26 protein-coding genes are annotated in these 23,171 nt (G+C 66.9%); 15 read left to right on the forward strand and 11 right to left on the reverse strand.

Features of this window, described 5'->3' with window-relative positions; translation table 11 throughout:
- Positions 1-62: 62 nt before the first annotated feature.
- Both FW760_RS02550 and FW760_RS02555 read right to left on the reverse strand, forming a co-directional pair.
- Positions 63-437: a DUF2784 domain-containing protein gene (locus FW760_RS02550; protein ID WP_043860232.1), complete on the reverse strand. Its 375-nt coding sequence runs from the start codon at positions 435-437 to the stop codon at positions 63-65.
- Positions 438-446: 9 nt separating this feature from the next.
- The gene (locus FW760_RS02555) at positions 447-926 is read right to left on the reverse strand and encodes a GNAT family N-acetyltransferase (RefSeq protein WP_043860231.1); all 480 of its coding nucleotides are present in this window, start codon (positions 924-926) and stop codon (positions 447-449) included.
- 188 nt (positions 927-1,114) lie between these two features.
- Here FW760_RS02555 and FW760_RS02560 point away from each other — a divergent pair, with 188 nt between their 5' ends.
- From FW760_RS02560 to FW760_RS02575, 4 genes are all read left to right on the forward strand, one after another.
- Positions 1,115-1,735: a LysE family translocator gene (locus FW760_RS02560; protein ID WP_088515103.1), complete on the forward strand. Its 621-nt coding sequence runs from the start codon at positions 1,115-1,117 to the stop codon at positions 1,733-1,735.
- 18 nt (positions 1,736-1,753) lie between these two features.
- On the forward strand, positions 1,754-2,626 hold the full coding sequence (locus FW760_RS02565; RefSeq protein WP_058540269.1) for an alpha/beta fold hydrolase: 873 nt from the start codon (positions 1,754-1,756) through the stop codon (positions 2,624-2,626).
- A gap of 104 nt (positions 2,627-2,730) precedes the next feature.
- Positions 2,731-3,867 (forward strand): HlyD family secretion protein, encoded by a 1,137-nt coding sequence (locus FW760_RS02570; protein WP_058540268.1) that lies wholly within the window; start codon positions 2,731-2,733, stop codon positions 3,865-3,867.
- Entirely contained in the window at positions 3,857-5,371 is a 1,515-nt protein-coding gene (locus FW760_RS02575; protein ID WP_043860227.1) for an MDR family MFS transporter, read from the forward strand. Before FW760_RS02570 ends, FW760_RS02575 begins: the two co-directional genes overlap by 11 nt.
- On the opposite strand, the gene FW760_RS02580 is transcribed toward FW760_RS02575, so the two are convergent.
- Positions 5,372-6,133, reverse strand: a complete 762-nt coding sequence (locus FW760_RS02580; protein ID WP_043860226.1) for an AraC family transcriptional regulator — start codon at positions 6,131-6,133, stop codon at positions 5,372-5,374.
- Positions 6,134-6,329: 196 nt separating this feature from the next.
- Entirely contained in the window at positions 6,330-7,238 is a 909-nt protein-coding gene (locus FW760_RS02585) for a LysR family transcriptional regulator (RefSeq protein ID WP_173925050.1), read from the reverse strand.
- Between the two features lie 96 nt (positions 7,239-7,334).
- Between FW760_RS02585 and FW760_RS02590 the strand changes: the two genes are divergently transcribed.
- Both FW760_RS02590 and ycaC read left to right on the forward strand, forming a co-directional pair.
- Complete coding sequence (locus tag FW760_RS02590; protein ID WP_058540266.1) at positions 7,335-8,228, forward strand: pirin family protein; 894 nt, start codon at positions 7,335-7,337, stop codon at positions 8,226-8,228.
- 73 nt (positions 8,229-8,301) lie between these two features.
- Positions 8,302-8,931, forward strand: a complete 630-nt coding sequence (gene ycaC, locus FW760_RS02595) for an isochorismate family cysteine hydrolase YcaC (RefSeq protein ID WP_043860055.1) — start codon at positions 8,302-8,304, stop codon at positions 8,929-8,931.
- A gap of 6 nt (positions 8,932-8,937) precedes the next feature.
- Here the strand turns inward: ycaC and FW760_RS02600 are convergent, their stop codons facing one another.
- Positions 8,938-9,339 (reverse strand): low affinity iron permease family protein, encoded by a 402-nt coding sequence (locus FW760_RS02600; RefSeq protein ID WP_043860056.1) that lies wholly within the window; start codon positions 9,337-9,339, stop codon positions 8,938-8,940.
- 79 nt (positions 9,340-9,418) lie between these two features.
- Here FW760_RS02600 and FW760_RS02605 point away from each other — a divergent pair, with 79 nt between their 5' ends.
- Positions 9,419-10,003 (forward strand): hypothetical protein, encoded by a 585-nt coding sequence (locus tag FW760_RS02605; RefSeq protein ID WP_102063821.1) that lies wholly within the window; start codon positions 9,419-9,421, stop codon positions 10,001-10,003.
- 2 nt (positions 10,004-10,005) lie between these two features.
- Here the strand turns inward: FW760_RS02605 and FW760_RS02610 are convergent, their stop codons facing one another.
- Positions 10,006-10,518, reverse strand: a complete 513-nt coding sequence (locus tag FW760_RS02610) for a DUF2938 domain-containing protein (protein WP_446443560.1) — start codon at positions 10,516-10,518, stop codon at positions 10,006-10,008.
- A gap of 67 nt (positions 10,519-10,585) precedes the next feature.
- Between FW760_RS02610 and FW760_RS02615 the strand changes: the two genes are divergently transcribed.
- Together FW760_RS02615 and FW760_RS02620 are read left to right on the forward strand one after the other, a co-directional pair.
- Positions 10,586-11,239, forward strand: a complete 654-nt coding sequence (locus FW760_RS02615; RefSeq protein ID WP_043860058.1) for an ArsR/SmtB family transcription factor — start codon at positions 10,586-10,588, stop codon at positions 11,237-11,239.
- Positions 11,240-11,330: 91 nt separating this feature from the next.
- Positions 11,331-11,828, forward strand: a complete 498-nt coding sequence (locus FW760_RS02620) for a PaaI family thioesterase (protein WP_043860059.1) — start codon at positions 11,331-11,333, stop codon at positions 11,826-11,828.
- 50 nt (positions 11,829-11,878) lie between these two features.
- Here the strand turns inward: FW760_RS02620 and FW760_RS02625 are convergent, their stop codons facing one another.
- Positions 11,879-13,192, reverse strand: a complete 1,314-nt coding sequence (locus tag FW760_RS02625) for a hypothetical protein (protein WP_123753083.1) — start codon at positions 13,190-13,192, stop codon at positions 11,879-11,881.
- Positions 13,193-14,014: 822 nt separating this feature from the next.
- On the opposite strand from FW760_RS02625, the gene FW760_RS02630 reads away from it, so the two are divergent.
- From FW760_RS02630 to FW760_RS02650, 5 genes are all read left to right on the forward strand, one after another.
- Positions 14,015-15,517, forward strand: a complete 1,503-nt coding sequence (locus tag FW760_RS02630) for an APC family permease (RefSeq protein WP_088515095.1) — start codon at positions 14,015-14,017, stop codon at positions 15,515-15,517.
- Positions 15,477-16,067, forward strand: coding sequence for a DUF3156 family protein (locus tag FW760_RS02635; protein ID WP_116053860.1), 591 nt, complete (start codon positions 15,477-15,479; stop codon positions 16,065-16,067). Before FW760_RS02630 ends, FW760_RS02635 begins: the two co-directional genes overlap by 41 nt.
- A 117-nt stretch (positions 16,068-16,184) precedes the next feature.
- A complete protein-coding gene (feaR, locus tag FW760_RS02640; RefSeq protein ID WP_058540261.1) occupies positions 16,185-17,138 on the forward strand; it encodes a transcriptional regulator FeaR in 954 nt (317 codons plus the stop codon).
- Positions 17,139-17,257: 119 nt separating this feature from the next.
- Complete coding sequence (locus tag FW760_RS02645) at positions 17,258-18,472, forward strand: multidrug effflux MFS transporter (RefSeq protein ID WP_088515092.1); 1,215 nt, start codon at positions 17,258-17,260, stop codon at positions 18,470-18,472.
- A gap of 16 nt (positions 18,473-18,488) precedes the next feature.
- Positions 18,489-19,070, forward strand: a complete 582-nt coding sequence (locus FW760_RS02650; RefSeq protein WP_088515091.1) for a TetR/AcrR family transcriptional regulator — start codon at positions 18,489-18,491, stop codon at positions 19,068-19,070.
- Between the two features lie 86 nt (positions 19,071-19,156).
- Here the strand turns inward: FW760_RS02650 and FW760_RS02655 are convergent, their stop codons facing one another.
- Both FW760_RS02655 and FW760_RS02660 read right to left on the reverse strand, forming a co-directional pair.
- Positions 19,157-19,522 (reverse strand): cupin domain-containing protein, encoded by a 366-nt coding sequence (locus FW760_RS02655; RefSeq protein ID WP_058540258.1) that lies wholly within the window; start codon positions 19,520-19,522, stop codon positions 19,157-19,159.
- Positions 19,523-19,558: 36 nt separating this feature from the next.
- Entirely contained in the window at positions 19,559-20,857 is a 1,299-nt protein-coding gene (locus tag FW760_RS02660) for an NAD(P)/FAD-dependent oxidoreductase (protein ID WP_116053863.1), read from the reverse strand.
- Between the two features lie 179 nt (positions 20,858-21,036).
- Between FW760_RS02660 and hpaR the strand changes: the two genes are divergently transcribed.
- Entirely contained in the window at positions 21,037-21,459 is a 423-nt protein-coding gene (hpaR, locus tag FW760_RS02665) for a homoprotocatechuate degradation operon regulator HpaR (protein WP_043860068.1), read from the forward strand.
- 81 nt (positions 21,460-21,540) lie between these two features.
- Here the strand turns inward: hpaR and hpaI are convergent, their stop codons facing one another.
- The gene (hpaI, locus tag FW760_RS02670) at positions 21,541-22,344 is read right to left on the reverse strand and encodes a 4-hydroxy-2-oxoheptanedioate aldolase (protein ID WP_446443561.1); all 804 of its coding nucleotides are present in this window, start codon (positions 22,342-22,344) and stop codon (positions 21,541-21,543) included.
- 15 nt (positions 22,345-22,359) lie between these two features.
- Positions 22,360-23,163, reverse strand: coding sequence for a 2-oxo-hept-4-ene-1,7-dioate hydratase (hpaH, locus tag FW760_RS02675; RefSeq protein ID WP_043860070.1), 804 nt, complete (start codon positions 23,161-23,163; stop codon positions 22,360-22,362).
- Between the last annotated feature and the right edge of the window lie 8 nt (positions 23,164-23,171).

Genomic DNA, 23,171 nt, shown 5'->3' on the forward strand with positions numbered 1-23,171 from the left:
CACTTCGCCGGCAAGGCCGGCTCCCGTAGGAGCCGGCCTTGCCGGCGAAGCGGCCTGAACACTCACCGCAAGGCACGGCGCCTGCGCGAGTAGCACAACCACGCATAGACCCCCGCATTCACCACGAACACCAACGCCCCCAGCCACAGCTGGATGCCTGCCGTCAGCTTGGCCGGGTAGATCAGCGGTATCAGGTAATGCTCCACAAAGCTGTCGGGGTAGCCGGTGTCACCCGCCGCTGCACGCAGGCGGTTTTCCCATTCGGTCAGCGGGCAGGGCAGGTGCAGCACCTCCACCAGCACGCCCCAGGTCACAGCCGGCAGGTGCAGCCAGCACAGCCGCGGCCACCTGAGCACCAGCAACCCGCCCAGCATCACGAACACGATGAACGTCAGATGAAACAGCACCAGCCCGTCGGCGGCCAATCGAAAGAACATGGCGTGGTCTCAACCCTGGGCGAAGCTGCGCAGCGTTTCACCTTCCATGCGATAACGCACCCACTCGTCCTGCGGCTGCGCGCCGATGGACTTGTAGAACTGGATGGCCGGTTCGTTCCAGTCCAGCACGCTCCACTCCAGGCGCCCGCAGCCCTTGGCACAGGCTTCCTGCGCCAGGTGACGCAGCAACGCCTTGCCCGCACCCGTGCCGCGGGCCTGGGGCGTGACGTACAGGTCTTCGAGGTAGATGCCCTGGGTGCCGAGCCAGGTCGAATAACTGAAGAAGTACACCGCAAAGCCGATGGCCTGGCCGTCACGCTCGCAGATCAGCGCCTGGGTGCTGCTGCCTTCGCCGAACAGCGTGCGCTCGATATCGGCGACCGTGGCGATCACCTCGTGGCGGGCACGCTCGTACTCGGCAAGCTCGGTGATGAAGGTGAGGATCTGGCTGGCGTCTTCGACGCGCGCGGGGCGGATATGTACGGGCATGGCGGGGCTTCTGTTCCGGAAATCGAGGAGGGTTATCCTAAGGCAATTGCCCCTCGAGGGCACGGGAAGCCTGGAGGGTGGTGAGGGCTCGCCAAGTGTAGTGCCACAATTGCCCCCAACTGTATCGCAGCGCTGCGCACCGACTTGGTTAGTGTCACTTCACAACAACACACCGCCGGACACCCGCCATGCTCACCTCGCTCAACCTGCTGATGGCCTTCGTGCTGTTCGCCTTCGTCTCCTCGATCACCCCCGGCCCCAACAACACCATGTTGCTGGCCTCCGGCGTGAACTTCGGTGTGCGTCGCACCATTCCCCACGCGCTGGGCATCAGTATCGGCTTCATGGTGCTGGTACTGGCGGTGGGCCTTGGCCTGGGCGAGGTGTTCAAGGCCTATCCGCTGGCCTACGGCGTGCTGCGCTACGTGGGCGCCAGCTACCTGCTGTACCTGGCCTGGAAGATCGCCAATTCCGGCCCGCTGACCAGCGCCGAGCCCGGCACGCGCAAGCCCCTGGGTTTCTGGGGCGCGGCAGCCTTCCAGTGGGTCAACCCCAAGGCCTGGGTCATGGCCGTGGGCGCCATCACCACCTATGCACCCAGCCAGGGCTACCTGACCAACGTGATCGTGATCGCCGCGGTGTTCGCCGTGGTCAACCTGCCCAGCGTGTGCGTGTGGGTGATGTTCGGCAGCGCGCTGCGCACCGTGCTGCAGGACCCACGCTGGCTCAAGCTGTTCAATTGGCTGATGGCCGCGCTGCTGGTGCTATCGCTGTATCCACTGCTGTTTGTAGAATCCGGTTTTGTGTAACCCCCACAGCGAGTCCCGATGGAACTGATCCCCTGGTCGCATGACTGCGCCGAACACTTCACCCTGCGCGGCTGGCGCTCACCTGCCAGCGGCAAGCCGCTGCTGCATTTCATCCACGGCACCGGGTTCTGCTGCCTGGCCTACCAGCCGCTGCTGGAGCGCCTGGCCGAGCATTTCGACCTGTGGCTGTGCGATGTGCAGGGCCATGGCGACAGCGATCATGGCGGCGCCTTCGTGGGCTGGAACCGCAGCGCCGCGCTGGCGATCGAGGCCTTCCAGGCAGGCCGCGGCGAATACGGGCAGGTGGCGTGCTTTGCCATGGGCCACAGTTTCGGCGGGGTGCTGACCGGCTTGATGCTGGCGCTGCAACCGGGCCTGTTTCAGCGGGCGGTATTGCTTGACCCTGTGGTGTTCAGCCGCTCGATGCTGGGGGTGATGAGCGTGGCCACGCTGTTCGGCATGCACCGTCGCCACGGCCTGGCACGCAAGGCCGCCACCCGGCGCAGCCACTGGCCCGACCGCGAGGCGGCCTACGCCGCGCTGCACGGGCGCGGCATTTTCAAGGGCTGGCACGACGAGGCGCTGCAGGCCTATGTGGACCACGCCATCGGCGACTGCGGCGAAGGGGTAGTGCTCAAGTGCCGGCCTGCGCGCGAAGTGGACGTGTTCAGTTCGTTCCCTCGCGGGCTGTGGGCTGCCCTGGCCCAGGTGCAGACACCCGCACGGGTGCTGCATGGCATCACCACCTATCCCTTCGTACCCGTGTCGCTGGCGCGCTGGGCGCGTCTGAACCCAAGGGTCGAGCTGCGCGAGGTGCCCGGCGGGCACTGCTTCATGCAGGAAGATCCGCAGGCCTGTGCGAACGAGGTGCAAACCTACCTGCTGGGCTGATGGCAGGTTGTCCATTTCGCGACGAATACTGGCCTGTACGCTAGCGAACGCCAACCGCTGACCCCCTTAGAGTGCATCCTTGAACAACAACAGGGAGCACGAACATGAACCAGGCGGTCAGCCCCGAACCACCGGTTACCCAAGCCACCGAGCGCGTGCGCGTGATGACGCTGCGCCGCGCCCTGGGCGCAGCCGGCACGCTGGCGGTACTAGGGGTTGCCTTGTATGTGTGGCACAGCGGGCGCTTCAACGAACAGACCGACGATGCCTACGTGCGCGCCGATTGGGCGCCGATCAGTGCGCGGGTGGGCGGCTATGTGGCCCAGGTCAGCGTGGCCGACAATGCCGTGGTCAAGGCCGGCGACCTGCTGGTGCAGCTGGACGACCGCGACTATCGCCAGCAGGTGCGCCAGGCCCGTGCGGCGCTGGCCGCCAGTACCGCTTCGGTGCAGGCGCAGCAGGCCGTGCTGGTGACCCTGGCGGCGCAGCTGGAGGGGCAAGGGCAGGCGATTGCCCGTGCCGCCGCCGAGCGCGAGGCGGGCGGTGCCGAGGCGCGGCGCGCCGAACTCGACTGGCAGCGTTACCGCCAGTTGATCGGCATGAACGCGGTGAGTGCCCAGCGTGCCGAACGCGCCAGCACCACACGCACCCAGGCGCAGGCCACGCTCAAGGGCGCGGACGCCGGCTGGGCCATGCAGCGGGCCCGGCACCAGGTGCTGGCCAGCCAGCAGCGCGAGGCCCGGGCCGAACTGGTGCGCCGCGAGGCCGAGCTGGAACAGGCCGAGGCGGCCCTGGCCCTGGCCGAGAACGCCCTGGCCGACACCCAGGTACGGGCGCCCTTCGACGGCGTGGTGGGGCAGCGCAAGGTGCGTGTGCAGCAGTACGTCAGCCCCGGCCTGCCACTGCTGGCAGTGGTACCGGTGGAGCAGGCCTACGTGGTGGCCAACTTCAAGGAAACCCAGCTCGAACACATGCGCCCGGGGCAGCGCGCGACCCTGGAGGTGGACACCTTCGGCCGGCACTGGCAGGGCACGGTCGACAGCGTCTCGCCCGGCTCGGGGGCGGTGTTCGCGCTGTTGCCGCCCGACAACGCCACCGGCAACTTCACCAAGATCGTGCAGCGCTTTGCCGTGCGTATTCACCTCGACCCGGTGGAACCCGGCACGCCGCGGCTGCTGCCGGGCATGTCGGTGATCGCCACCATCGATACGCGCACGGCGCAGGTGCGCGATGAGCACTGAAGACAAGGTATCGCTGCGCGCGTGGGTGGCGGTGATCGGAGGCTTGTTCGGCTGCTTCATGGCGGGCATGAACGTGCACGTCACCAGTGCCGCGCTGCCGGAAATCGAAGGCGCGCTGGGGGCGACGTTCGAGGAAGGCTCGTGGATCTCCACCGCCTACCTGGTGGCGGAAATCACCATGATTCCGCTCACCGCCTGGCTGGTGCAGGTGTTCTCCCTGCGCCGGGTGATGCTGGTGGGCTCGCTGGTGTTCCTGATCAGCTCGGTCAGTTGCGCGCTGGCGCCGAACCTGCAGGCGATGATCGCCATCCGCGTGATCCAGGGCGCTTCGGGGGCGGTGCTGATCCCGCTGTCGATGCAATTGATCATCACCGAGCTGCCGCCGAGCAAGATCGCCCTGGGCATGGCCTTGTTCAGCCTCTCCAACAGCGTGGCCCAGGCCGCCGGGCCGTCGATCGGCGGCTGGCTGACCGACGCCTATTCATGGCGCTGGATCTTCCTGCTGCAACTGCTGCCCGGGGTGGCGCTGCTGGCGGCGGTGGCGTGGTCGATCCCGGCGCAGGCCGGCGACCGCGCCCAGTTGCGCGGCGCCGACTGGCTGGGCATCGCGGCCATGGCGCTGGGGCTGGGCGCGCTGCAGATCGTGCTGGAGGAGGGCGGGCGCGAGGACTGGTTCGATTCGGCGTTCATCGTCACCTTCAGCGTGATTGCCGTGGTGGCGCTGGCGCTGTTCGTGCAGCGCCAGCTGTGGGGCGCGCGGCCCTTCATCAACCTGCGCCTGCTGGCCAGCTACAACTTCGGCGTGGCCAGCCTGGCCATGGCGGTGTTCGGGGCGGCGACCTTCGGGCTGGTGTTTCTGGTGCCCAACTACCTGTCCCAGGTGCAGGGCTACAACGCCCGCGAAATCGGCATCAGCCTGATCGCCTACGGCATGGTGCAGTTGCTGCTGGCGCCGCTGCTGCCGCGCCTGATGCGCTGGCTCAACGCCAAGGTGCTGGTGGCCAGCGGCTTCGCGATCATGGCGCTGGGCTGCTGGCTGGGGGCGCACCTGTCGGCGGACGCGGCAAAGAACGTGATCATCCCCTCCACGGTGGTGCGCGGGCTGGGCCAGCCGCTGATCATGGTGGCGCTGTCGGTGCTGGCGGTGAAAGGGCTGGACAAGGCCCAGGCCGGCTCGGCCTCGGCGCTGATCTCGATGCTGCGCAACCTGGGCGGTGCGGTGGGCACGGCGCTGCTGACGCAGTTGGTGTCGTTGCGCGAACGGTTTCACGGGCAGCGCATCAATGAGAGCCTGACGCTGTTCGATGCACCCGTGCAGCAGCGTCTGCCCGGCGGGGTGCTCGATGCACAGGCCCCGGCGCACCTGCAGGTGCTGGCGCAGCTGGACCAGACGGTGCATCAGCAGGCCTACCTGATGGCGTATTCGGATGCGTTCTATGTGTCGTGCGTGGCGTTGGCGGTGTGTGCGCTGGCGTCGCTGCTGCTGCGCCAGCATGCACGCTGACTAGTCGGCGTCGGGCTGGCCGTAGGCCGGGGTCTTGCCGAAGTAGGCACTGGGCGAGACCCCCAGGGTGCGGCGGAACATGGCGCTGAAGGCGCTGGGGCTGTCGTAGCCCAGGTCCAGCGCCACGTTCAGGATCGAGTGCCCGGCGGCCAGCGCGTCGAGGCTGGCCAGCAGGCGCAGGCGGCGCAGCCACTGGATGAAGCTCAGGCCGGTTTCGCGCTGGAAGGCGCGGGTCAGGGTGCGTGCGTTGAGGCCGCTGTGGGCGGCGGCGCGCTGCAGGCTCCAGGGGCTGGCCGGGTCGTCGCGCAGGGCCTGGCACAGCGCGGCCAGTTGCGGGTCGACCGGCAGCGGCACGTGCAGGGCCAGAATCGGCAGCACGCGGATCTCGTCCAGAATCAACTGCATCACCCGCTCGTCACGCCCGCCGGGCGGGTAGTCGGCGGGGATGAGCATGGCGCTGATGATCAGTTGACGCAGCAACGGCGGGATGTCCACCACGCGGCAGGTCAGCGGCAGGTCGGGGCGCGCGTCGGAGGCGACGAACAGGGTGCGCATGCGGACCTGGCCGGCCATCTTCAGGTCGTGCTCGACGGCGGCGGGCACCCATACGCCGCGCCCTGGCGGAACCACCCAGCAGCCCTGGCTGGAGTTGACCGTGATCACCCCGCTCAGGGCATGGATCAGCTGGGCGCGGTTGTGGCAGTGCGGGGCGATGCGCTCGCCGTGGGGGTAGTTTTCTGCCAGGGGGACAATCGGTTGCATGGCGGTGCGTTGGGGTTGAGGGTGGGGGGGCAGTATGCCTGATGATCGGTGGGTGCAGGTTCAGCGAATGCTGTGCATTCGATCGCGGGGCAAGCCCGCTCCCACAGGTACAGCGCCTATTCAGAGAGTGCCGCAATCCCCGTGGGAGCGGGCTTGACCCGCGATCTGGCGCATAGCGCCAGCAAACCCTGGCACATCAATCGATCCCGCTCTGGGCAAACTCCTGGGCCAGAAAATCCAGCAGGTGCCGCACCGAAGGCAGCAGCCCGCGCCGTGAGGCAAACACCGCGTGCACCAGCCCGCATTGCGGCGCCCAGTGCGGGGTGGGCTGCACCAGCTCGCCACGGGCCAGTTCGTCGCGGATCACCACCAGTGGCAGGTGCACCACCCCCACGCCCGCCAGCGCCGCCTGGCGCAATACCACCAGGTCGTCGGTCACCAGCCGCGGCGTGTGCCGCAAGCTGGCCGTGGCGCCGTCCGGGCCATTGAGCTGCCATTGATAATCGCGCTGCGGGTTGCCCCAGTGCAGGCTCGGCAAGGCGGCCAGGTCGGCGGGCACGATGGGCCTGGGCAACGACGCCAGCAAGCCGGGCGCGGCCACCAGCAACTGCGTGCTGTTGGCCAGCACCTTCATCACCAGGTCGCTGCTCTCCAGCGGCGGCACCCGCACCCGCAGCGCAATGTCGATGCCTTCCTGGATCAGGTCCACATGGCGGTTGGTGCTCTCGATATGCAGCTGCACCAGCGGGCACTGCACCATGAAGCGCGACAGCATCGGCCCCACCCAGAAATCCAACAGCGCCGTGGGGCAGCTCAGGCGCACGATGCCCTGGGGCTCGGCACGGTGGCGCTCGATCAGCTCGGCCGCACCCTCGGCCTCCACCAGCATGGCCACGCAATGGCGGTGGTAGGCCTGCCCGATGTCGGTTACCGAAAAATGCCGGGTGGAACGCTGGATCAGGCGCACCCCGAGGCGCTCCTCGAGCCCGGCCACCCGCCGGCTGAGTTTGGACTTGGGCATGTCCAGGGCACGGCCGGCGGCGGCAAAGCCACCGTGCTCGACCACCTGGGCGAAGTAGTACAGGTCGTTGAGGTCTTCCACCACTGTTCTCCAAATGGAACGCTGAGGGCACTTTACGCTATCTACCGCCTTCAGCGTTGCGCCCTTATCGTTGGCTTCATGCACGAGAGGAGGTAGCTCATGAAAAAGATCCAAGGCGTCTACAGCAGCCCGCACCCGCATTGGGTGGGTGACGGCTTCCCGGTACGCAGCCTGTTCACCTACGACAACCTGGCCCAGCACATCAGCCCGTTCCTGCTGCTCGACTACGCCGGGCCCCATGCCTTCACCCCCACCAGCGCTCGTCGCGGCGTCGGCCAGCACCCGCACCGCGGTTTCGAAACGGTGACCATCGTCTACCAGGGCGAGCTGGAGCACCGCGACTCCACCGGTGCCGGCGGCCTGATCGGCCCGGGCGATGTGCAGTGGATGACGGCCGCGGGCGGCATCCTGCATGAAGAGTTCCATGCGCCGTCGTTCGCCCGCAGTGGCGGCACCCTGGAGATGGTGCAGTTGTGGGTCAACCTGCCGGCCCGGCACAAGTCTGCCCCTGCCGGCTACCAGACCCTGCTGGCCGCCGACATCCCCAGCGTGGTGCTGCCCGGCGGTGCCGGCAGCCTGCGGGTGATTGCCGGTGACTACCACGGCCATTGCGGCCCGGCGCGCACCTTCACGCCGATGCAGGTGTGGGACATGCAGCTCAAGCCCGGCAAGCCCGTGCGGTTGCCTGCCCAGGCCGGTCACAGCAGCGCCCTGGTGGTGCTGCGCGGCCAGGTCACGGTCAATGGCGAGCGTTCGGTGGGCCCGGCACAACTGGTGCTGCTGGAGCGTGCCGGCGACGAAGTGCTGCTGCAGGCCGACAGCGAGGCGGCGGTGCTGTGGCTCAGCGGCGAGCCGCTGGATGAACCCATCGTCGGCTACGGCCCGTTCGTGATGAACAGCGATGCCGAGATCGAGGCGGCGTTCGCCGATTTTCGCGCCGGGCGCTTCGGCCAGATGACCAATGGCGGCGGCACTGTCACACGCGCCGACTAGGGTCTGTATGCAACTCACGTTTGTCCCAACTCCGGCGCCACGGCGCCGGACCACCCCTGCAAGGAGTATGACCATGAGTGTTCCCTACACCCGTCTGGACAAGAACAACGCCGCCGTGCTGCTGGTCGACCATCAGGCCGGGCTGCTCTCGCTGGTGCGTGACATCGAGCCGGACAAATTCAAGAACAACGTGCTGGCGCTGGCCGACCTGGCCGAGTACTTCAAGTTGCCCACCATCCTCACCACCAGCTTTGAAAGCGGCCCCAACGGCCCGCTGGTGCCCGAGCTCAAGGCGCAGTTCCCTGACGCGCCGTACATCGCGCGCCCCGGCCAGATCAACGCCTGGGACAACGAGGACTTCGTCAAGGCGGTCAAGGCCACCGGCAAGAAGCAGCTGATCATCGCCGGTGTGGTTACCGAGGTGTGCGTGGCGTTCCCGGCGCTGTCGGCGATTGCCGAAGGCTTCGAGGTGTTCGTGATCACCGACGCCTCCGGCACCTTCAACCCGATCACCCGCGACGCGGCCTGGGACCGCATGTCGTCGGCCGGTGCGCAACTGATGACCTGGTTCGGCGCAGCCTGCGAACTGCACCGCGACTGGCGCAACGATGTCGAGGGGTTGGGCGCGCTGTTCTCCAACCACATCCCCGACTACCGCAACCTGATCACCAGCTACAACACCCTCACCGGCGCCAACCAGTAGCCCGCCTCACTGCGCGTCGCCGCGCCTGCCCCCGGTTTCATCGGCGGGCAGGTCGGTGGCGCGGTCTTCGCCGATCTCCCGGTACTCCTTGAGCAATTGCTTGAGCTGGCTGTTGTCCAGCTGGTCGAGGTTCATCAGCGCGTTGTGCGCCGCCTTGGTCGAGCGCAGCAGTTCGTCGAGCTTGATGTGCAGCACGTCGTTGTCGCGGTTCTGGGTGTTCTGGATGACGAACACCATCAGGAAGGTGACGATGGTGGTCGAGGTGTTGATGATCAGCTGCCAGGTGTCGTTGTAGTCGAACCAAGGCCCGGTGACGGCCCAGACCACGATCAGTACCAGTGCGATGAGGAAGGTGCGCGAGCGACCGGCCTGTTTGGCCAGGCCCTGGGCGAAGCGTTCGAATTTCATGGCAGACTCTTGTGTGGGGATCTACTGGGTAGACCCTGCGGGGTTGCCGAAATTCTTTGTAACATCAGGGGAAGACGACATGGGGCAGGACCACGGGGCACCGACGCACCTGGTGCGGGTGATACCCACCGATTACGGCCAGTTCGTGCTGGAGCTGAACAATGGCGAGCACCGCTTGCTCAAGGGCCTGGTGCTGACCCGCGAGCTGGGCTGGAGCGAGCTTGCCAACCCACGCAAGGCGCGCCAGCGAACCTTCAGTGCCACCCAGCTCGGTTGGCCGGGTGGGCGTACGCTGGGGCTCGACTACCTGCTCGCGCAGGCACAGCCGATGAACGAGCGCGAGCTGGGCTGGCAGTCGGTGGACTTCTCCCAGTGCAACCGCGCGCCCACCCCGGAGCACGACACCCACCACGTGTACTACGTGAGCCTCAAGCCCTTCGACCCGCAGCCATTCGGCCTGGGCGAGTCGATTCACGGCGGCCATGGCGAGCGGGGCGGCATGTTTTCCTTCGACCTGGCAGGGCTTGTGGCGTGGCCCAACTGGCGCGAACACTTCGAGCTGGCCGGCTGTGGCTGGGCCATTGCCCTGGTCGACGCCAACACCACGGATGCGCAGGCATTGCTGGACGTATTGATCGACGCCTGGTGCCAGCGTGAGGCCTGAGCTCAGCCCCGGGGCATCAGGCCCAGGCCATTGAGCAGCAGCGCCGCGACGAACAGGCTGACCCCGAACGCCGTGTGCGCTGCCAGGCTACGCAGGCGTGCCACCTTGGGGTTGGGGGTGCGACGGGCCAGTACGCCTGCGCCCATGCCCGGCTGCAGAATGAAGAACGGCGCCACCAGTGTGCCGATACCGATCGCCAGCGCCGGCAGCAGGGTAGGGCTGTGGGCCCAGCCGATGCCGAAGATCGCCAGCAGCAGCCCGGCGTACAGCACCCCGATCACATAGTGCGTCGCCCAGCCCAGCAGGGCTTCGCCCGGTACGGGCGGCGCCTTGGCGATGCTGTCATGAATGAACTGACCATGGCGCAGGTGCGCCACCCAGCGCCCGACCATCGGCCAGCTGGGCGTGGGCACCTTCAGCAGCCGCTTCTGTGTTTCGGCCCACAGGTCGGCCAGCGCCGTGCCCAGCAGCCCGATCAGGCTGGCACTGGCGATGAAGCGAAGCAGAGAGGACATGACGTTGCTCCTGAATAAAACATTCAATGAATTGATTGAATGATTGGCGAATGATAGCTTCCTGTCAATGACCGACCTTCCTCAGCAACACTTCATCGATATCGCCGAGCTGGCCCGCACCCTGGGCCATGCGCATCGGCTGCACCTGCTCGAACACATCGCCCAGGGCGAGCGTGCGGTCGAGCGCCTGGCCGAACTGTGCGGGTTGTCCGTGGCCAACACCTCCCAGCACCTGCAGCACCTGCGTCGCGCGGGCGTGGTACAGACCCGCCGCGACGGCAAGCGCGTGCTGTACCGCCTGGGTGGTGGGCCAATCCTGGAGGTGCTGGCGGCACTGGGGCAGTTCGCCGAGCACAACCGCCTGGCGGTGCGCGAGCTGCTGGCCGACAGCATGAGTGCGCAGGAGCGCCTGGAGGCGATGTCGCGCGACGAACTGGTGCAGCGCCTGCACGAGCAGAGCATCACCCTGCTGGACGTGCGCTCCCACGAGGAATACGCCCTGGGGCACTTGCCGGGGGCGATCAGCATGCCACTGGACGAGCTGCAGCAGCGCCTGGCCGAACTGCCGCAGGACCAGGAGATCGTTGCCTACTGCCGTGGCCCCTGGTGCGTGCTGTCGAGTACCGCCACCGCGGCCTTGCGCGAGCACGGCTTCAAGGTGCGCCGGCTCGACAGCGGCCTGCCGGACTGGCAGGCGGCAGGGCTGCCGGTGGAGGCCTGAGCCTCTGCGGCGGCCCCTGGCGCTTTCGCGCGCGGGCCTGGCAGCGTTACCATCGACGGTCTGACTTTCCATAAAAACAATCAGGAAGCCTATGAACGCCCAAGCCTTACCCCTGCAAGACCTCGCCGCGCCAGAGGGCGTGTGCTACGGCTGCGGTACCTCGCACCCCAGCGGCCTGCACCTGAAAAGCCACTGGGCCGAGGACGGCAGCCACGTGCTGTGCCGGCACGAACCCGATGCCACCTTCACCGGTTGGCCGGGGCTGGTGTACGGCGGGTTGCTGGCGATGCTGGTGGACTGCCATTCGAACTGGACCGCCATGGCCTGGCACTACCGCGCCGAAGGCCGCGAGCCGGGCAGCCTGCCGCGCATTGACTGCGTCACCGGCAAGCTTTCGCTGACCTACCTCAAGCCCACCCCGATGGGCGTGGAGCTGGTGCTCAAGGCGTGGGTCGAGGGTGAGGTGGGGCGCAAGAGCCGGGTCATCTGCGAAGTCTGGGCCGGCGACGTGCTCACCGTGACGGCCGACTCGGTGTTCGTGCGCGTCGACACCGAACGCCTCAAGCAACAGGCCCACGCGACCGTGTAACCCCGGGGGCGATGGCCTTGGACATGTCCCTGGCCGTCGCCCCAGCCAACTCAGAACGGCATCGCCAGCGTCACCTGGCTGTACAGGTTGGTGCCATTGCCGCCCACCTGATTGCCCCCCGTGTTCTCGTCCTTTTTAGGCTGGTACAGCCCCACCAGCGGGCTGACGATCAGGTGCGGGCTGACTGCCCATTCCACGTACAGGTCCAGCTCGCGGGCACCGAGGTTCAGCGCGTTGCGTGTGTGCAGGGTATCGAAGTCGAAATACAGCGCGCCCAGGGTCAGGTTCTCCAGTGGCTTGGCCACCAGGCCCAGGTGATGCACCCCGGTATTGCTGTTGAACGGCCCCGCGTAGTTGGCCGCCACCTCACCCTGGAACCAGGTGCCGTAGCCGGTGCTCAGCCCGGTGAACAAGGCATCCCAGCCTTCGGAATAGCGGGTGTAGCGGTAGGTCAGGCTGGGTGCCCAGGGCAGCTCGGCGAAGGTGTAGCCGGCCTCGGCGTACCAGGCCTTTTCCGGGCCGGCCTGCTTGTCCTGCCAGGCGTATTCGAAGGCGAAGCTGGTGTTGTCGATACCGGCGTTGCCTTCGCCGCGCAGGCTGTAGGTGTCCATGCCGTTGCGTTGGCGCTGGAATTCGCTGGCCCATTGCTCGGTCACGCCCAGGCCGTGAATCCAGGTCAGCCCCAGGGTGCCGGCCGCGGTGGTGTAGTCCAGGGTGCCGGCGGCCAGTTCGGTCTCGGCCTGGGCGCGGTTGTCGGACTTGAGCCACAGCGCGCTGGCGTGCACGCCACGCTCGCCGCCCAGGCGCAGCACGGCGGTGCGGTCGAACGCGTGGCGCGCCGCCAGGTAATAGGCGCCGCCACGGTCCAGCGCGCCGTCGGCGGGGCCCTTGCCGAGGTTGGGGCCATCGTCGTTGATCAGAAAGCCGCGGCCCAGCTTGACCACCTGACGGCCGAACGAGGCATCCACGCCATCCTTGCCCAGCAACGGGAACAGCTCGCCGGAGCGCCAGCCGAGGTAGGCGTCCTCCAGCTTGGTGGTGCGCTCGGTGCCGTCGGTGTTGCCGGCTGCGTCGCCATCGCCCCAGGTGGCGGAACTGACCCAGCTGAGTGCGCCGTAGGCACTGCCGTTGCCGGCCAGGCGCTGGTCGCCGCTGATTCCATACTTGATGAAGCCCTCGCGCCAGGTCGAGCCGCCGGGCGTGGCGTCGTAGTTCTTGCGGCTGTTGAACAGGCCGTACACCGCCAGGATGTCGGCATTCAGGTGGGACTCGTCATCGGCGTAGAGCTCGATGGCCTGGGCTGATGGCTGGGCCAGCAGCGCAGCCAGGCTGAGGGCGGCAAGCAGGTGAGGGTGCAGGTTCATGGTGGTGGGGTCCCCGGGTTGGCGTGAGTGGTGGCCATTTAGGGCGGGGACGGTGGGGGCTGTCTTTGATCTGGCTGCCACATGGATTGATTGTGTGCGCCAGGCGGGTAGGTGCCGGGGTGCTTGCCAGAAGCAGGTTGCTTGGGGCTGTGAGGTCGGCTTCTGCCCGCAGGGTGTGTCATGCAAACCGGGTGCGCAGGTTTTGCTGCCGCTTTGCGCCAGATCGCGGGGCAAGCCCGCTCCCACGGCCTTGCGGCCAGAAGCAGGTGTTTGGGGCTGTGAGGTCGGCTTCTGCCCGCAGGGTGTGTCAGGCAAACCGTGCGCGCTGGTTTTGCTGCCGCTACGCGCCAGATCGCGGGGCAAGCCCGCTCCCACGGCCTTGCGGCCAGAAGCAGGTTGTTTGGGGCTCTGAGGTCGGCTTCTGCCCGCAGGGCGTGGGAGTTGGCTTGGCCGACGATCGAGCGCGAAGCGGTCGTAAAACCTGAGTGCAGGGTGTGTCAGGCAAACCGTGCGCGCAGGTTTTGCTGCCGCTTTGCGCCAGATCGCGGGGCAAGCCCGCTCCCACGGCCTTGCGGCCAGAAGCAGGTTGTTTGGGGCTGTGAGGTTGGCTTCTGCCCGCAGGGCGTGGGAGTTGGCTTGGCCGACGATCGAGCGCGAAGCGGTCGTAAAACCTGAGTGCACGGTCCGCCAGGCAAACCGGCTACGGCCAGAAGTGCGCTGGCAGCCTGCAACAAAACCCCAGGCAGCCACGGGCAAGACGCCAGTCAACCGCCAGCGCACAGTGGCGCATAACCACAACAACGGCATTCGAGGTCGCTCATCATGTCGCTCAACCACACCCTCAGCGTGCACCTGAACCGTGGCACGGTCGGGTTCCCCACCGCGCTGGCCAGCACCATCGGCCTGATCATGGCCAGCCCGGTGATCCTCACCGCCACCACCGGTTTCGGCATCGGCGGCGGTGCGTTCGCCGTGGCCATGCTGATCGCCATGCTGATGATGCTCGCCCAGTCGACCACCTTCGCCGAAGCCGCCGCCATCCTGCCCACCACCGGCTCGGTGTACGACTACATCAACTGCGGCATGGGGCGCTTCTTCGCCATCACCGGCACGCTGTCGGCCTACCTGATCGTGCACGTGTTCGCCGGCACCGCCGAAACCATCCTGGCCGGGGTGATGGCGCTGGTGAACTTCGAACACCTCAACACCCTGGCCGAATCCGCCGGTGGCTCGTGGCTGCTGGGGGTGGGCTTCGTGGTGGTGTTCGGCATCCTCAATGCGTTCGGCATCAGTGTGTTCAGCAAGGCCGAGATCATCCTCACCTTCGGCATGTGGACCACGCTGATGGTGTTCGGCGTGCTCGGCCTGATCGCCGCCCCGGCGGTGCAACTGGACGGCTGGTTCGGCGCGTCGCTGGTGGGCACCGACCTGATCACCGTGCTGTCGCTGGTGGGCATGGCGATGTTCATGTTCGTCGGCTGCGAGTTCGTAACCCCGCTGGCACCCGACCTGCGCCAGTCGGCGCGCACCCTGCCCAGGGCCATGGCGCTGGGGCTGTTGGGCGTGGCCTCGTGCATGTTCATCTATGGCGCGGCGATGAAGCGCCAGGTCGACAACGTGCTGCTCGACGCCGCCAGCGGCACGCACCTGCTGGACACGCCCATGGCCATTCCGCATTTTGCCCAACAGGTGATGGGCGATATCGGCCCGTTGTGGCTGGGCATCGGCTTTCTGTTCGCCGGCGCCGCCACCATCAACACCCTGATGGCCGGGGTGCCGCGCATCCTCTATGGCATGGCGGTGGATGGCGCGTTGCCCCGGGTGTTTACCTACCTGCACCCACGCTTCAAGACCCCCATCGTGTGCATTCTGGTGGCGATGCTGATCCCGTGCCTGCACGCCTGGTGGCTGGGCGGCAACACCGACACCATCCTGCACCTGGTACTGGCGGCGGTGTGTGCCTGGAGCACCGCCTACCTGCTGGTGACGCTGTCGGTGGTGATCCTGCGCATTCGCCGGCCCGACCTGCCACGGGCCTACCGCTCGCCGCTGTTCCCGCTGCCGCAATTGCTGTCGAGCGTCGGCATCGGCCTGGGCATGTGGTTCATCACCCCGCCGGGCATGAACCCGGCCCAGGTGTACGTGCCATTCGCCTGGATGCTCGGCGCCACGGCGGTGTACGCGCTGTTCTGGACCCTGGTGGTGCAGAAGGTCAACCCGTTCAAGCCGGCCTCGGTCGAAGAGGTGCTGGCGCGCGAATTTGCCCACCAACCGGGAGTCGAGCATGGCGCATACCCTGCCCACACTGTGGCAAAGGCTGTTTGACCGCGCGCCCTCGGGCTACCGCCCCGGGGTGACGCTGGCGCACCTGCAGCGCAACCTCGGCCTGGCCGGTTGCGAGGTGCTGGGGCCGGGCAGTGCACGCTACGCCCTGGCCGATGGCAGCCTGGTGTTCGAGGTGCGCGAGCGTACCGAGTCGCAGTTGCTGATGCACCTGGTGCTGTGCGAGTTCCGCCTGCAGGTGCCCTGCCCGCAACAGGGCACGGCGCGGCTGGCGTTGCAGCATACCGGTGCACTGCGGCGCAGCGGCCTGCGCTGGCGCCGGCTGCGTGGCGAGCAGTCCTGGCAGGCGCGGCTGGAACAGGCCCTGGCCCACGACCCGGCCCTGCAACAGGCGCTGATGCCGCTGGATTTCAAGCGCCTGCACCTGGACCTGGCAGGCGGCTGCTGGACCCTGACCCTGGAGCACATGGGCGGCAGCGAGGTGGTCAACCGCATGCCGGCGTTTCGTCGCTACATCAGCCTGAACCCCGCGCAGCGTGACCTGCTGCTGGCCGCATTGAAAGGTCTGGCGCGGCTTGTCGAAGGCCTCTGAACCCGCAGGCTGGCACCAAAACTGCTTCCACCCTGGCGACGACGAACGTGTTGCGTGCATATAGCTAACATGTTAACTATTGCCCAACAAAAACAAGATGCCATCGTGGAGGTACCCATGAGTACTCATCAGCTCGCCGGCACTGCGCTGGACCGCTGGAATGCCGACATGCAGCACATTTGCGGGCATTTCGAGACCGAACTTGCGTTCAATCGCTCGCTGTTCATCGGCGAGATTTCCACCTGGTCACGCGGTGGCCTGGCCTTGGCCAACCTGCGCACCAACGCCGGGCTGATCCGCCGCGACGGCATCAAGCCCGACCGCGACAACGACCAGCACTGCTTTCTGGTCAGCCAGCGCACCGGTTTCTCCCAGGTCACCCAGAACGGCGTGAGTGTGCAGCTGGCACCGGGCGAGATGCTGCTGATGGACGCGGTCGGGGCCTGTGAAATCATGCCGTTCGGCCTGATCGAACACGCCTCGCTGTCGCTCTCGCGCGAGGCGGTGTGCCGGCAGCTGGGGGGCGATGCGCGTACCTTCGGCAAGATCTCCCAGACCAAGGCCTGCGGGCGCATGCTGCATGTGCTGATGGATCAGCTGTGCAAGGAAAGCGCACCGGGGGAGGGCGAACTGGCCGAGGGCCAGGCCCTGCACAGTGCATTTCTGTCGCTGCTGGGGTCGGCCCTGGAGGGCGGCGATGACCAGGTGCAGCCGGGCGCGGCGCTGCACGGCGCCAACCTGCGCAGCTATGTGCAGAAGGTGATCGACGAGTCCCTGGGCCAGCCTGGCCTGTCGCCGGTGAACCTGGCCAACCGCCTGAACATTTCGGTGCGCCACCTCTACCGCCTGTTCGAAGAGCAGGGCGACAGCGTGTGTCGCTACATCCAGCGCACGCGCCTGCAACGCAGCGCCGACGACCTGGCCAACCCGATCCTCAAGACCGAGTCGATCACCACCATCGCCTACAAATGGGGCTTCACCGATTCGGCGCACTTCAGCCGCTCGTTCAAGAAACAGTTCGAACGCTCGCCCAAGGACTACCGCTCCCATAGCCTGGCCGGACCGGCCTGATAAACCACTGGCTTGACCCTCCGGGGCACAGTGTATAGGCTCGCACGCTCTGGCTACCTACCGGTCGGTAGGTTAGGCATTCGGCAGCCAGACCTGTGACCTTTTTGTGGATTCGAGCTATGCACACCCCGCAGTCCCCTCACGTGAAATTTGCCGTGTCCCTGGCGCTAATCGGCGCCCTGGGGCCGTCGGCCATCGACATGTACCTGGCCAGCATGCCGAGCATCGCCGCCGAGTACGGCGCGACCTATGCCGGGGTGCAACTGACGCTGACGGTGTTTCTGCTGGCCATGGGCGCCGGTCAATTGCTGTTCGGCCCGCTGGTCGACACCCTGGGCCGGCGCCGGCCGCTGCTGGCCGGGCTGCTGGTGTTCGTGCTCAGTTCGCTGGCCGCGGCCCAGGCGCCCAGCCTCGAAACCCTGCTGGCGGCGCGCTTTGTCCAGGGTCTGGGCAGTGCGCTGACCCTGGTGGTGATCATGAGCATGGTCCGCGATGTGGCCGAAGGGGCGCGCGCCGCGCAGATCTTCGCCCTGCTGATGACCGTCGAGGGCCTGGCGCCGGTGCTCGCACCGGCGGTGGGCGGTTTTGTGGGGGCGCACCTTGGCTGGCGCGCGATCATGCTCACCCTGGCCGGGCTCGGCGTGCTGGTGCTGTTGAACTCGGCCTGGGTGCTCAAGGAAACCCTGGCCGCCGACAAGCGCCAGCCCTGGCAGCCGCGGGACATCCTGCGCACCTACCTGCGCATCGGAAGCGATGGCCAGTTCCTGCGCCCGGCGCTGGCGCTGGCGGCGGTGTTCTTCTTTCTGTTTGCCTACATCGGCGGTGCGGCGTTCGTCTACCAGACCCACTTCGGCCTGTCGGTGCAAGCCTTCGGCACGCTGTTCGGCGCCACCGGGGTGGCAATTCTGCTCGGCGCCATCGCGGCGGGTCGGCTGGTGGCGCGCAAGGGCCTGCTGCGCCTGGCCAAGGCCGGTGCGGGGTGCCTGCTGATCGGTTCCCTGGTGGTGCTGGCAGGGGCCCTGAGCGCGGCGGGGCTGGCCGGCATCGTTGCCGGCATGGCGCTGGCGATGTTCGGCCTGGGCATTCTCGAGGCCACGCTGATGTCGCTGGTGATGTCTTCGCAAAGCCGCGCGCTGGGCTCCACGGCGGCCTTGCTGGGCGCCTTCCAGTTGATCATTTCGTCGTTCGCCACGCCGTTGTCGGGCATCATGGCGCCTTTGGGCGCGGCGCACTGGGCGTCGTTGCTGGTGATTTCGGGTGTTGTCGTGGCGCTGCTGGTGCGCGCCTGCACCCGGCACGCGCCGGTCGAGGCGAGCAGCCTGGCCGGGCATTGATACGGGAGAACCCTGCATGAGAACCCTCACGCCTTCGGCGCAGAAGGTCTGCGCGATCGCGGTCGAGCAGTTTGCCGAGCATGGCTACGATGCCGCCTCGCTCAACGACATCGCGGCGGCGGCCGGCATGCGCAAGCCGTCGCTGTATGCGCACTTCAGCAGCAAGGACGACCTGTTCGAGGCAGTGTTCGAGCGTGCGGTGGAGGCCGAGCGGCTGTATGTGGAGCAGTGCTTTGCGCAGTGCGACGACGCGTTGCCGGGGGCCGGCTATGCCCACTGCCTGGGTGAGCGCTATCAGCAGTCGGCGCACCTGCGGTTTCTGCTGCGTACCGCGTTCTTTCCGCCGGCGGCGCTGCGGCCGATCATCTCGGCAGGCTTCGAGGGGTACCTGGCGCGGCTGGGCGAGGTGTTCGAGCAGGCGCTGGGCACGTGCCTGCCGCAGGTGCCGGTGGCGCGGCGGGGGGTGTATGTGGACGCGTACCTGGGGGTGGTGGACAGCCTGAATGTAGAGCTGATCTATGCCGGGCCGCAGGCGTACGCGCGGCGGTTGCGGGCGATGTGGGTGGTGTTCGGGGATGCTTTGAACGCAGCCGGATAAATCGTGGTGCCCTCATCGCGGGTCAAGCCCGCTCCCACAGGATCACAACAACCTGTGGGAGCGGGCTTGACCCGCGATGAGGCCCGTCAGGCCACCGCCAGGTAATGCTTCACGAAGCTCTCGCTCAGCACCTCCCACAGCACCGGTGTGCCCTTGGTCACGAACCAGCTGTCGCCCACCTTGTACAGCGTGCTCTGCCCGGTGCTTTCATCGGTCAGGCGCACTTCGCCCGTCATCACAGTGGCCTGCTCGTTGAACGGGTAGACCATGCGGAACCTGCCCTGGGTGGTACCGAAGTAGGCGCTGCTGAGCGCGTCGGTCGGCGCGCCGAAGGTCATCTTGCCGAAGGCACGCACCTCGCCTTCGAGAATCTCCGAGCCCAGGTCGGCAACGGTGCCCCAGGCGTCGAGTTCGCCGAGCTGGATGTTGTGCTTGAGTGCAGTCAGGGTCATGGCAGTGTTCCTTGAACAGTGGAAAAAAAGGGGGTGTCAGCGCCGGCCATTCCAGTACCCCGACAGCTGGTGCCAGGATTTGCCGGCCGTGAGCAGCAGCGGGCGGATATGGTCCTTGCCGACAATCGTCGGGCGCGGGATCGAACTGACCAGGTCATAGCGGGCCGAGCCTTCGCTCATGCCTTCGGCCAGCACCTTGCAGATGATGTGGCTGGGCGTCACGCCGAACCCGGAGTAGCCCTGCACGTAGAACGCATTGCTGCGCCCGGGCAGGGTGCCGACCTGCGGGAACAGGTTGGGGCTGCAGGCCATCGGGCCACCCCAGGCCAGGTCGATCTTCACGTCCTTCAGGTACGGGAAGATCTTCAACATCAAAGCCCGGTTCCAGGCCTTGAGGTCGCGGGGGATATGCTCCACCAGCGGCGTCGCGGCGCCGAACAGCAGACGGTTCTCGTTGGTCACGCGGTAGTAGTCGATCACCGGGCGAATGTCGCTGTAGGCGCCGCGAATCGGGCTGATGCGCCGGATCAGCTCCTCGGGCAGCGGCTCGGTCATCATCTGGAAGGCGTAGGTGTTTATGGTGGAGCGGTGCAGTTCGGGTTCAAGCCTGTTGAGAAAGCTGTCGCAGGCCCACAGCAGCTTGCTGGCGCGTACCGAGCCGCGGCCGGTGCGCACGGTGATGCGCTCGCCGTACTGCACCTGCAGCGCCGGGCTGTTCTCGAAGATGCGCACGCCATGCCCGGCCACGGCCTTGGCCTCGCCCAGCAGCAGGTTGAGCGAGTGTACATGCCCGCCGCCCATGTGCAGCAGGGCGCTGCCGTAGGCGTTGGAGCCGATGATCTGGCTGACCTCGCTGCCGCCCAGAAAGCGGATCTCGTGCTGGGAATTCACCGACTTGAAGTCTTTCTCCCAGGCGCGCAGGGTTTTCTCCTGGCGGGCATTGAAGCCCATGTAGCCATAGCCGTGGCGGAAGTCGGCATCGATGGCGTACCGGGCGATGCGCTGCTTGATGATGTCGGCGCCCAGGTCGCTGATCTCGAAGATCTGGCGCAGGCCATCTTCGCCCACGGCTGATTTGATCTTTTCAAGATCGTGGCCGATGCCGGCCATGATCTGCCCGCCGTTGCGCCCGGTGCCGCCAAAGCCCAGGTAGCGGGCCTCGAGCACGACGATGTTGGTGATGCCCTTTTCGGCCAGCTCCAGCGCCGTGTTGATGCCGGAAAACCCGCCGCCGATGATGACCACGTCCGCGTCTTCATCGTGTTCCAGGGTCGGGAAGCTCAGGTTGTATTTCTTGGTTGCCGTGTAGTAGGTCGGCGTTTCGATCGTGATCATGGCGCAGCCTGAAAAGTGGAGGAGCTTTCGAGGCCTATTAGGGGGCTTGGCGGGGTGGCGTGTCTTGACCCTGCGTGCCGCATGCCTTGACCGCGGGTGCCAGCGCTGCGCAGGCGGGTAGGTGGCCGCCGGCTTCTTTGTTAAAGTGTTAACAAATAACCTGATGACCGTAGCCTTCCATGTCCAAACCTCGTGTTTCGCTGACCCTGACCTTGTTGCAAGCCCGCGAGGCGGCAATGAGCTTCTTCCGCCCCTCGCTCAACCAGCATGGCCTGACCGAGCAGCAGTGGCGGGTCATTCGTATCCTCAGCCAGCAGGGCGAGCTGGAGATCTACCGGCTGGCCGAACAGGCGTGCATCCTCAAGCCGAGCATGACCGGTGTGCTGGTGCGCATGGAGGCGGCGGGGCTGGTGTGCCGGCGCAAGGCCGAGCAGGACCAGCGGCGGGTGCTGGTCAAGCTGGCGGACAAGGGCGTGGCGTGTTTCGACTCCATGAGCCAGAGCATGGAGGCCAACTACCAGCAGCTGCAGGACCAGTTCGGTGAACAGAAGCTGCAGCAGTTGCTGGGGTTGCTGGAAGAACTGAAGCAAGTACGGCGCTAACTCATTCGCCGGCAAGGCCGGCTCCTGCAGACACCGCAGCCTGTGTAGGAGCCGGCCTTGCCGGCGAAGAGGCCCGTCAGATCAATACACCCCGCCAGCCTGGTCGACAGGTGCCGCCTCACCCTTGAACTTGCCCACCAACCCCTGCAACCCGCGCATCAGCACCGTGGTATCCACCCCCACCGCCACAAACGCCGCGCCCAGTTCGATGTAGCGGCGCGCCAGCGCTTCATCGGCGCTGAGAATCCCGGCCGCCTTGCCCGCACGCTGAATCCGCACGATCGCGTCTTCGATTGCCGCCTGCACGTCAGGGTGCCCCGGATTGCCCCGGTGCCCCATCGACGCACTCAGGTCGGCCGGGCCGATGAACACCCCGTCCACCCCCTCCACGGCCGCAATCCGGTCCAGCTGCGCCAGCCCCTCGGCGCTCTCGATCTGCACCAGCAGGCACATCTGCGCATCGGCCTGGTCCAGGTAGCCGGGGATGCTGTTCCAGCGCGACGCCCGCGCCAGTGCACTGCCCACCCCGCGCACGCCCAGCGGCGGGTAGCGCATGGCGCGCACCAGCTCGCCGGCCTGGGCCGCGCTTTCCACCATCGGCACCAGCAGCGTCTGCACGCCGATGTCCAGCACCTGCTTGATCAGCGCGGTGTCGCCGATCACCGGGCGGATGATCGCCTCGCCAGGGTAGGGCGCCACCGCCTGCAGCTGCGCGAGCATGCCGCGCAGGTCGTTGGGCGCATGCTCGCCATCGATCAGCAGCCAGTCGAAGCCGGCATTGGCCGCCAGCTCCGCGCAATATGCGCTGGCCAGCCCCAGCCACAGGCCGATCTGCGGCTTGCCACTGGCCAGGCGTTGTTTGAAACGGTTCACAGGCAGGTGCATGGCAGTCTCCGAAGGTCAGACAAAACGGCAGGCGATGGAACCGAGCATGTCGTAGTCGACATGGAAGGTATCGCCGGGGTTGGCGGCCACCGGCCGGGTGAACGAACCGCCCAGGATCACCTGGCCGGCCTCCAGCGCCACGTCATACGGCGCCAGCTTGTTGGCCAGCCACGCCACGCCCTTGGCCGGGTGGTTGAGCACCGCCGCCGACACCCCGGATTCCTCGATCACGCCGTTGCGGTACAGCACCGCCGGCACCTTGCGCAGGTCGATGTCGCCCGGGCGCACCGCGCGCCCACCCATCACCACCCCGGCATTGGCGGCGTTGTCGGAGATGGTGTCGAACACCTTGCGCGTGGCGCCACTGTGCGGGTCCACCTGTTGGATGCGCGCATCGATGATCTCCAGCGCCGGGATCACCCATTCGGTGGCATCCAGTACATCGAACAGGGTCACATTGGGCCCCTTGAGGGGTTTGCCGAGGATGAACGCCAGCTCCACCTCCACCCGCGGCACGATGAAGCGTTCGAAGGGGATGTCGCTGCCTTCGTCGAAAAACATGTCGTCGAGCAGCGCGCCGAAGTCCGGCTCGGTGATGTTGGACGACACCTGCATGGCGCGCGAGGTCAGGCCGATCTTGTGCCCGACCAGCTTGCGCCCGTCCTTGATCTTCTGCGCCACCCAGGCGCGCTGGATGGCGTAGGCGTCCTCGATGCCGATGGCCGGGTGGTCGAGGGAAAACTGGCGCACCTGCTCGCGGCTGCGCTCGGCGCGGTCGAGCTGGGCGGCGGCTTGAAGGATCTGGCTAGGGTCGAGCATGTTCGGCA

This window comes from Pseudomonas sp. 1176_21, from assembly GCF_052850635.1.

Coding starts and splice junctions, on each gene's coding strand:
- FW760_RS02550 (WP_043860232.1), bottom strand. CDS start 437: ATGTTCTTTCGATTGGCCGCCGACGGGCTGGTGCTGTTTCATCTGACG.
- FW760_RS02605 (WP_102063821.1), top strand. CDS start 9,419: ATGGGGCAGGACCACGGGGCACCGACGCACCTGGTGCGGGTGATACCC.
- FW760_RS02580 (WP_043860226.1), bottom strand. CDS start 6,133: ATGCAACCGATTGTCCCCCTGGCAGAAAACTACCCCCACGGCGAGCGC.
- FW760_RS02615 (WP_043860058.1), top strand. CDS start 10,586: ATGACCGACCTTCCTCAGCAACACTTCATCGATATCGCCGAGCTGGCC.
- FW760_RS02560 (WP_088515103.1), top strand. CDS start 1,115: ATGCTCACCTCGCTCAACCTGCTGATGGCCTTCGTGCTGTTCGCCTTC.
- FW760_RS02610 (WP_446443560.1), bottom strand. CDS start 10,518: ATGTCCTCTCTGCTTCGCTTCATCGCCAGTGCCAGCCTGATCGGGCTG.
- FW760_RS02590 (WP_058540266.1), top strand. CDS start 7,335: ATGAAAAAGATCCAAGGCGTCTACAGCAGCCCGCACCCGCATTGGGTG.
- FW760_RS02655 (WP_058540258.1), bottom strand. CDS start 19,522: ATGACCCTGACTGCACTCAAGCACAACATCCAGCTCGGCGAACTCGAC.
- FW760_RS02620 (WP_043860059.1), top strand. CDS start 11,331: ATGAACGCCCAAGCCTTACCCCTGCAAGACCTCGCCGCGCCAGAGGGC.
- FW760_RS02625 (WP_123753083.1), bottom strand. CDS start 13,192: ATGAACCTGCACCCTCACCTGCTTGCCGCCCTCAGCCTGGCTGCGCTG.
- FW760_RS02660 (WP_116053863.1), bottom strand. CDS start 20,857: ATGATCACGATCGAAACGCCGACCTACTACACGGCAACCAAGAAATAC.
- hpaI (WP_446443561.1), bottom strand. CDS start 22,344: ATGCACCTGCCTGTGAACCGTTTCAAACAACGCCTGGCCAGTGGCAAG.
- FW760_RS02565 (WP_058540269.1), top strand. CDS start 1,754: ATGGAACTGATCCCCTGGTCGCATGACTGCGCCGAACACTTCACCCTG.
- FW760_RS02600 (WP_043860056.1), bottom strand. CDS start 9,339: ATGAAATTCGAACGCTTCGCCCAGGGCCTGGCCAAACAGGCCGGTCGC.
- FW760_RS02575 (WP_043860227.1), top strand. CDS start 3,857: ATGAGCACTGAAGACAAGGTATCGCTGCGCGCGTGGGTGGCGGTGATC.
- feaR (WP_058540261.1), top strand. CDS start 16,185: ATGAGTACTCATCAGCTCGCCGGCACTGCGCTGGACCGCTGGAATGCC.
- hpaH (WP_043860070.1), bottom strand. CDS start 23,163: ATGCTCGACCCTAGCCAGATCCTTCAAGCCGCCGCCCAGCTCGACCGC.
- FW760_RS02635 (WP_116053860.1), top strand. CDS start 15,477: ATGGCGCATACCCTGCCCACACTGTGGCAAAGGCTGTTTGACCGCGCG.
- FW760_RS02630 (WP_088515095.1), top strand. CDS start 14,015: ATGTCGCTCAACCACACCCTCAGCGTGCACCTGAACCGTGGCACGGTC.
- FW760_RS02650 (WP_088515091.1), top strand. CDS start 18,489: ATGAGAACCCTCACGCCTTCGGCGCAGAAGGTCTGCGCGATCGCGGTC.
- FW760_RS02555 (WP_043860231.1), bottom strand. CDS start 926: ATGCCCGTACATATCCGCCCCGCGCGCGTCGAAGACGCCAGCCAGATC.
- ycaC (WP_043860055.1), top strand. CDS start 8,302: ATGAGTGTTCCCTACACCCGTCTGGACAAGAACAACGCCGCCGTGCTG.
- hpaR (WP_043860068.1), top strand. CDS start 21,037: ATGTCCAAACCTCGTGTTTCGCTGACCCTGACCTTGTTGCAAGCCCGC.
- FW760_RS02645 (WP_088515092.1), top strand. CDS start 17,258: ATGCACACCCCGCAGTCCCCTCACGTGAAATTTGCCGTGTCCCTGGCG.
- FW760_RS02570 (WP_058540268.1), top strand. CDS start 2,731: ATGAACCAGGCGGTCAGCCCCGAACCACCGGTTACCCAAGCCACCGAG.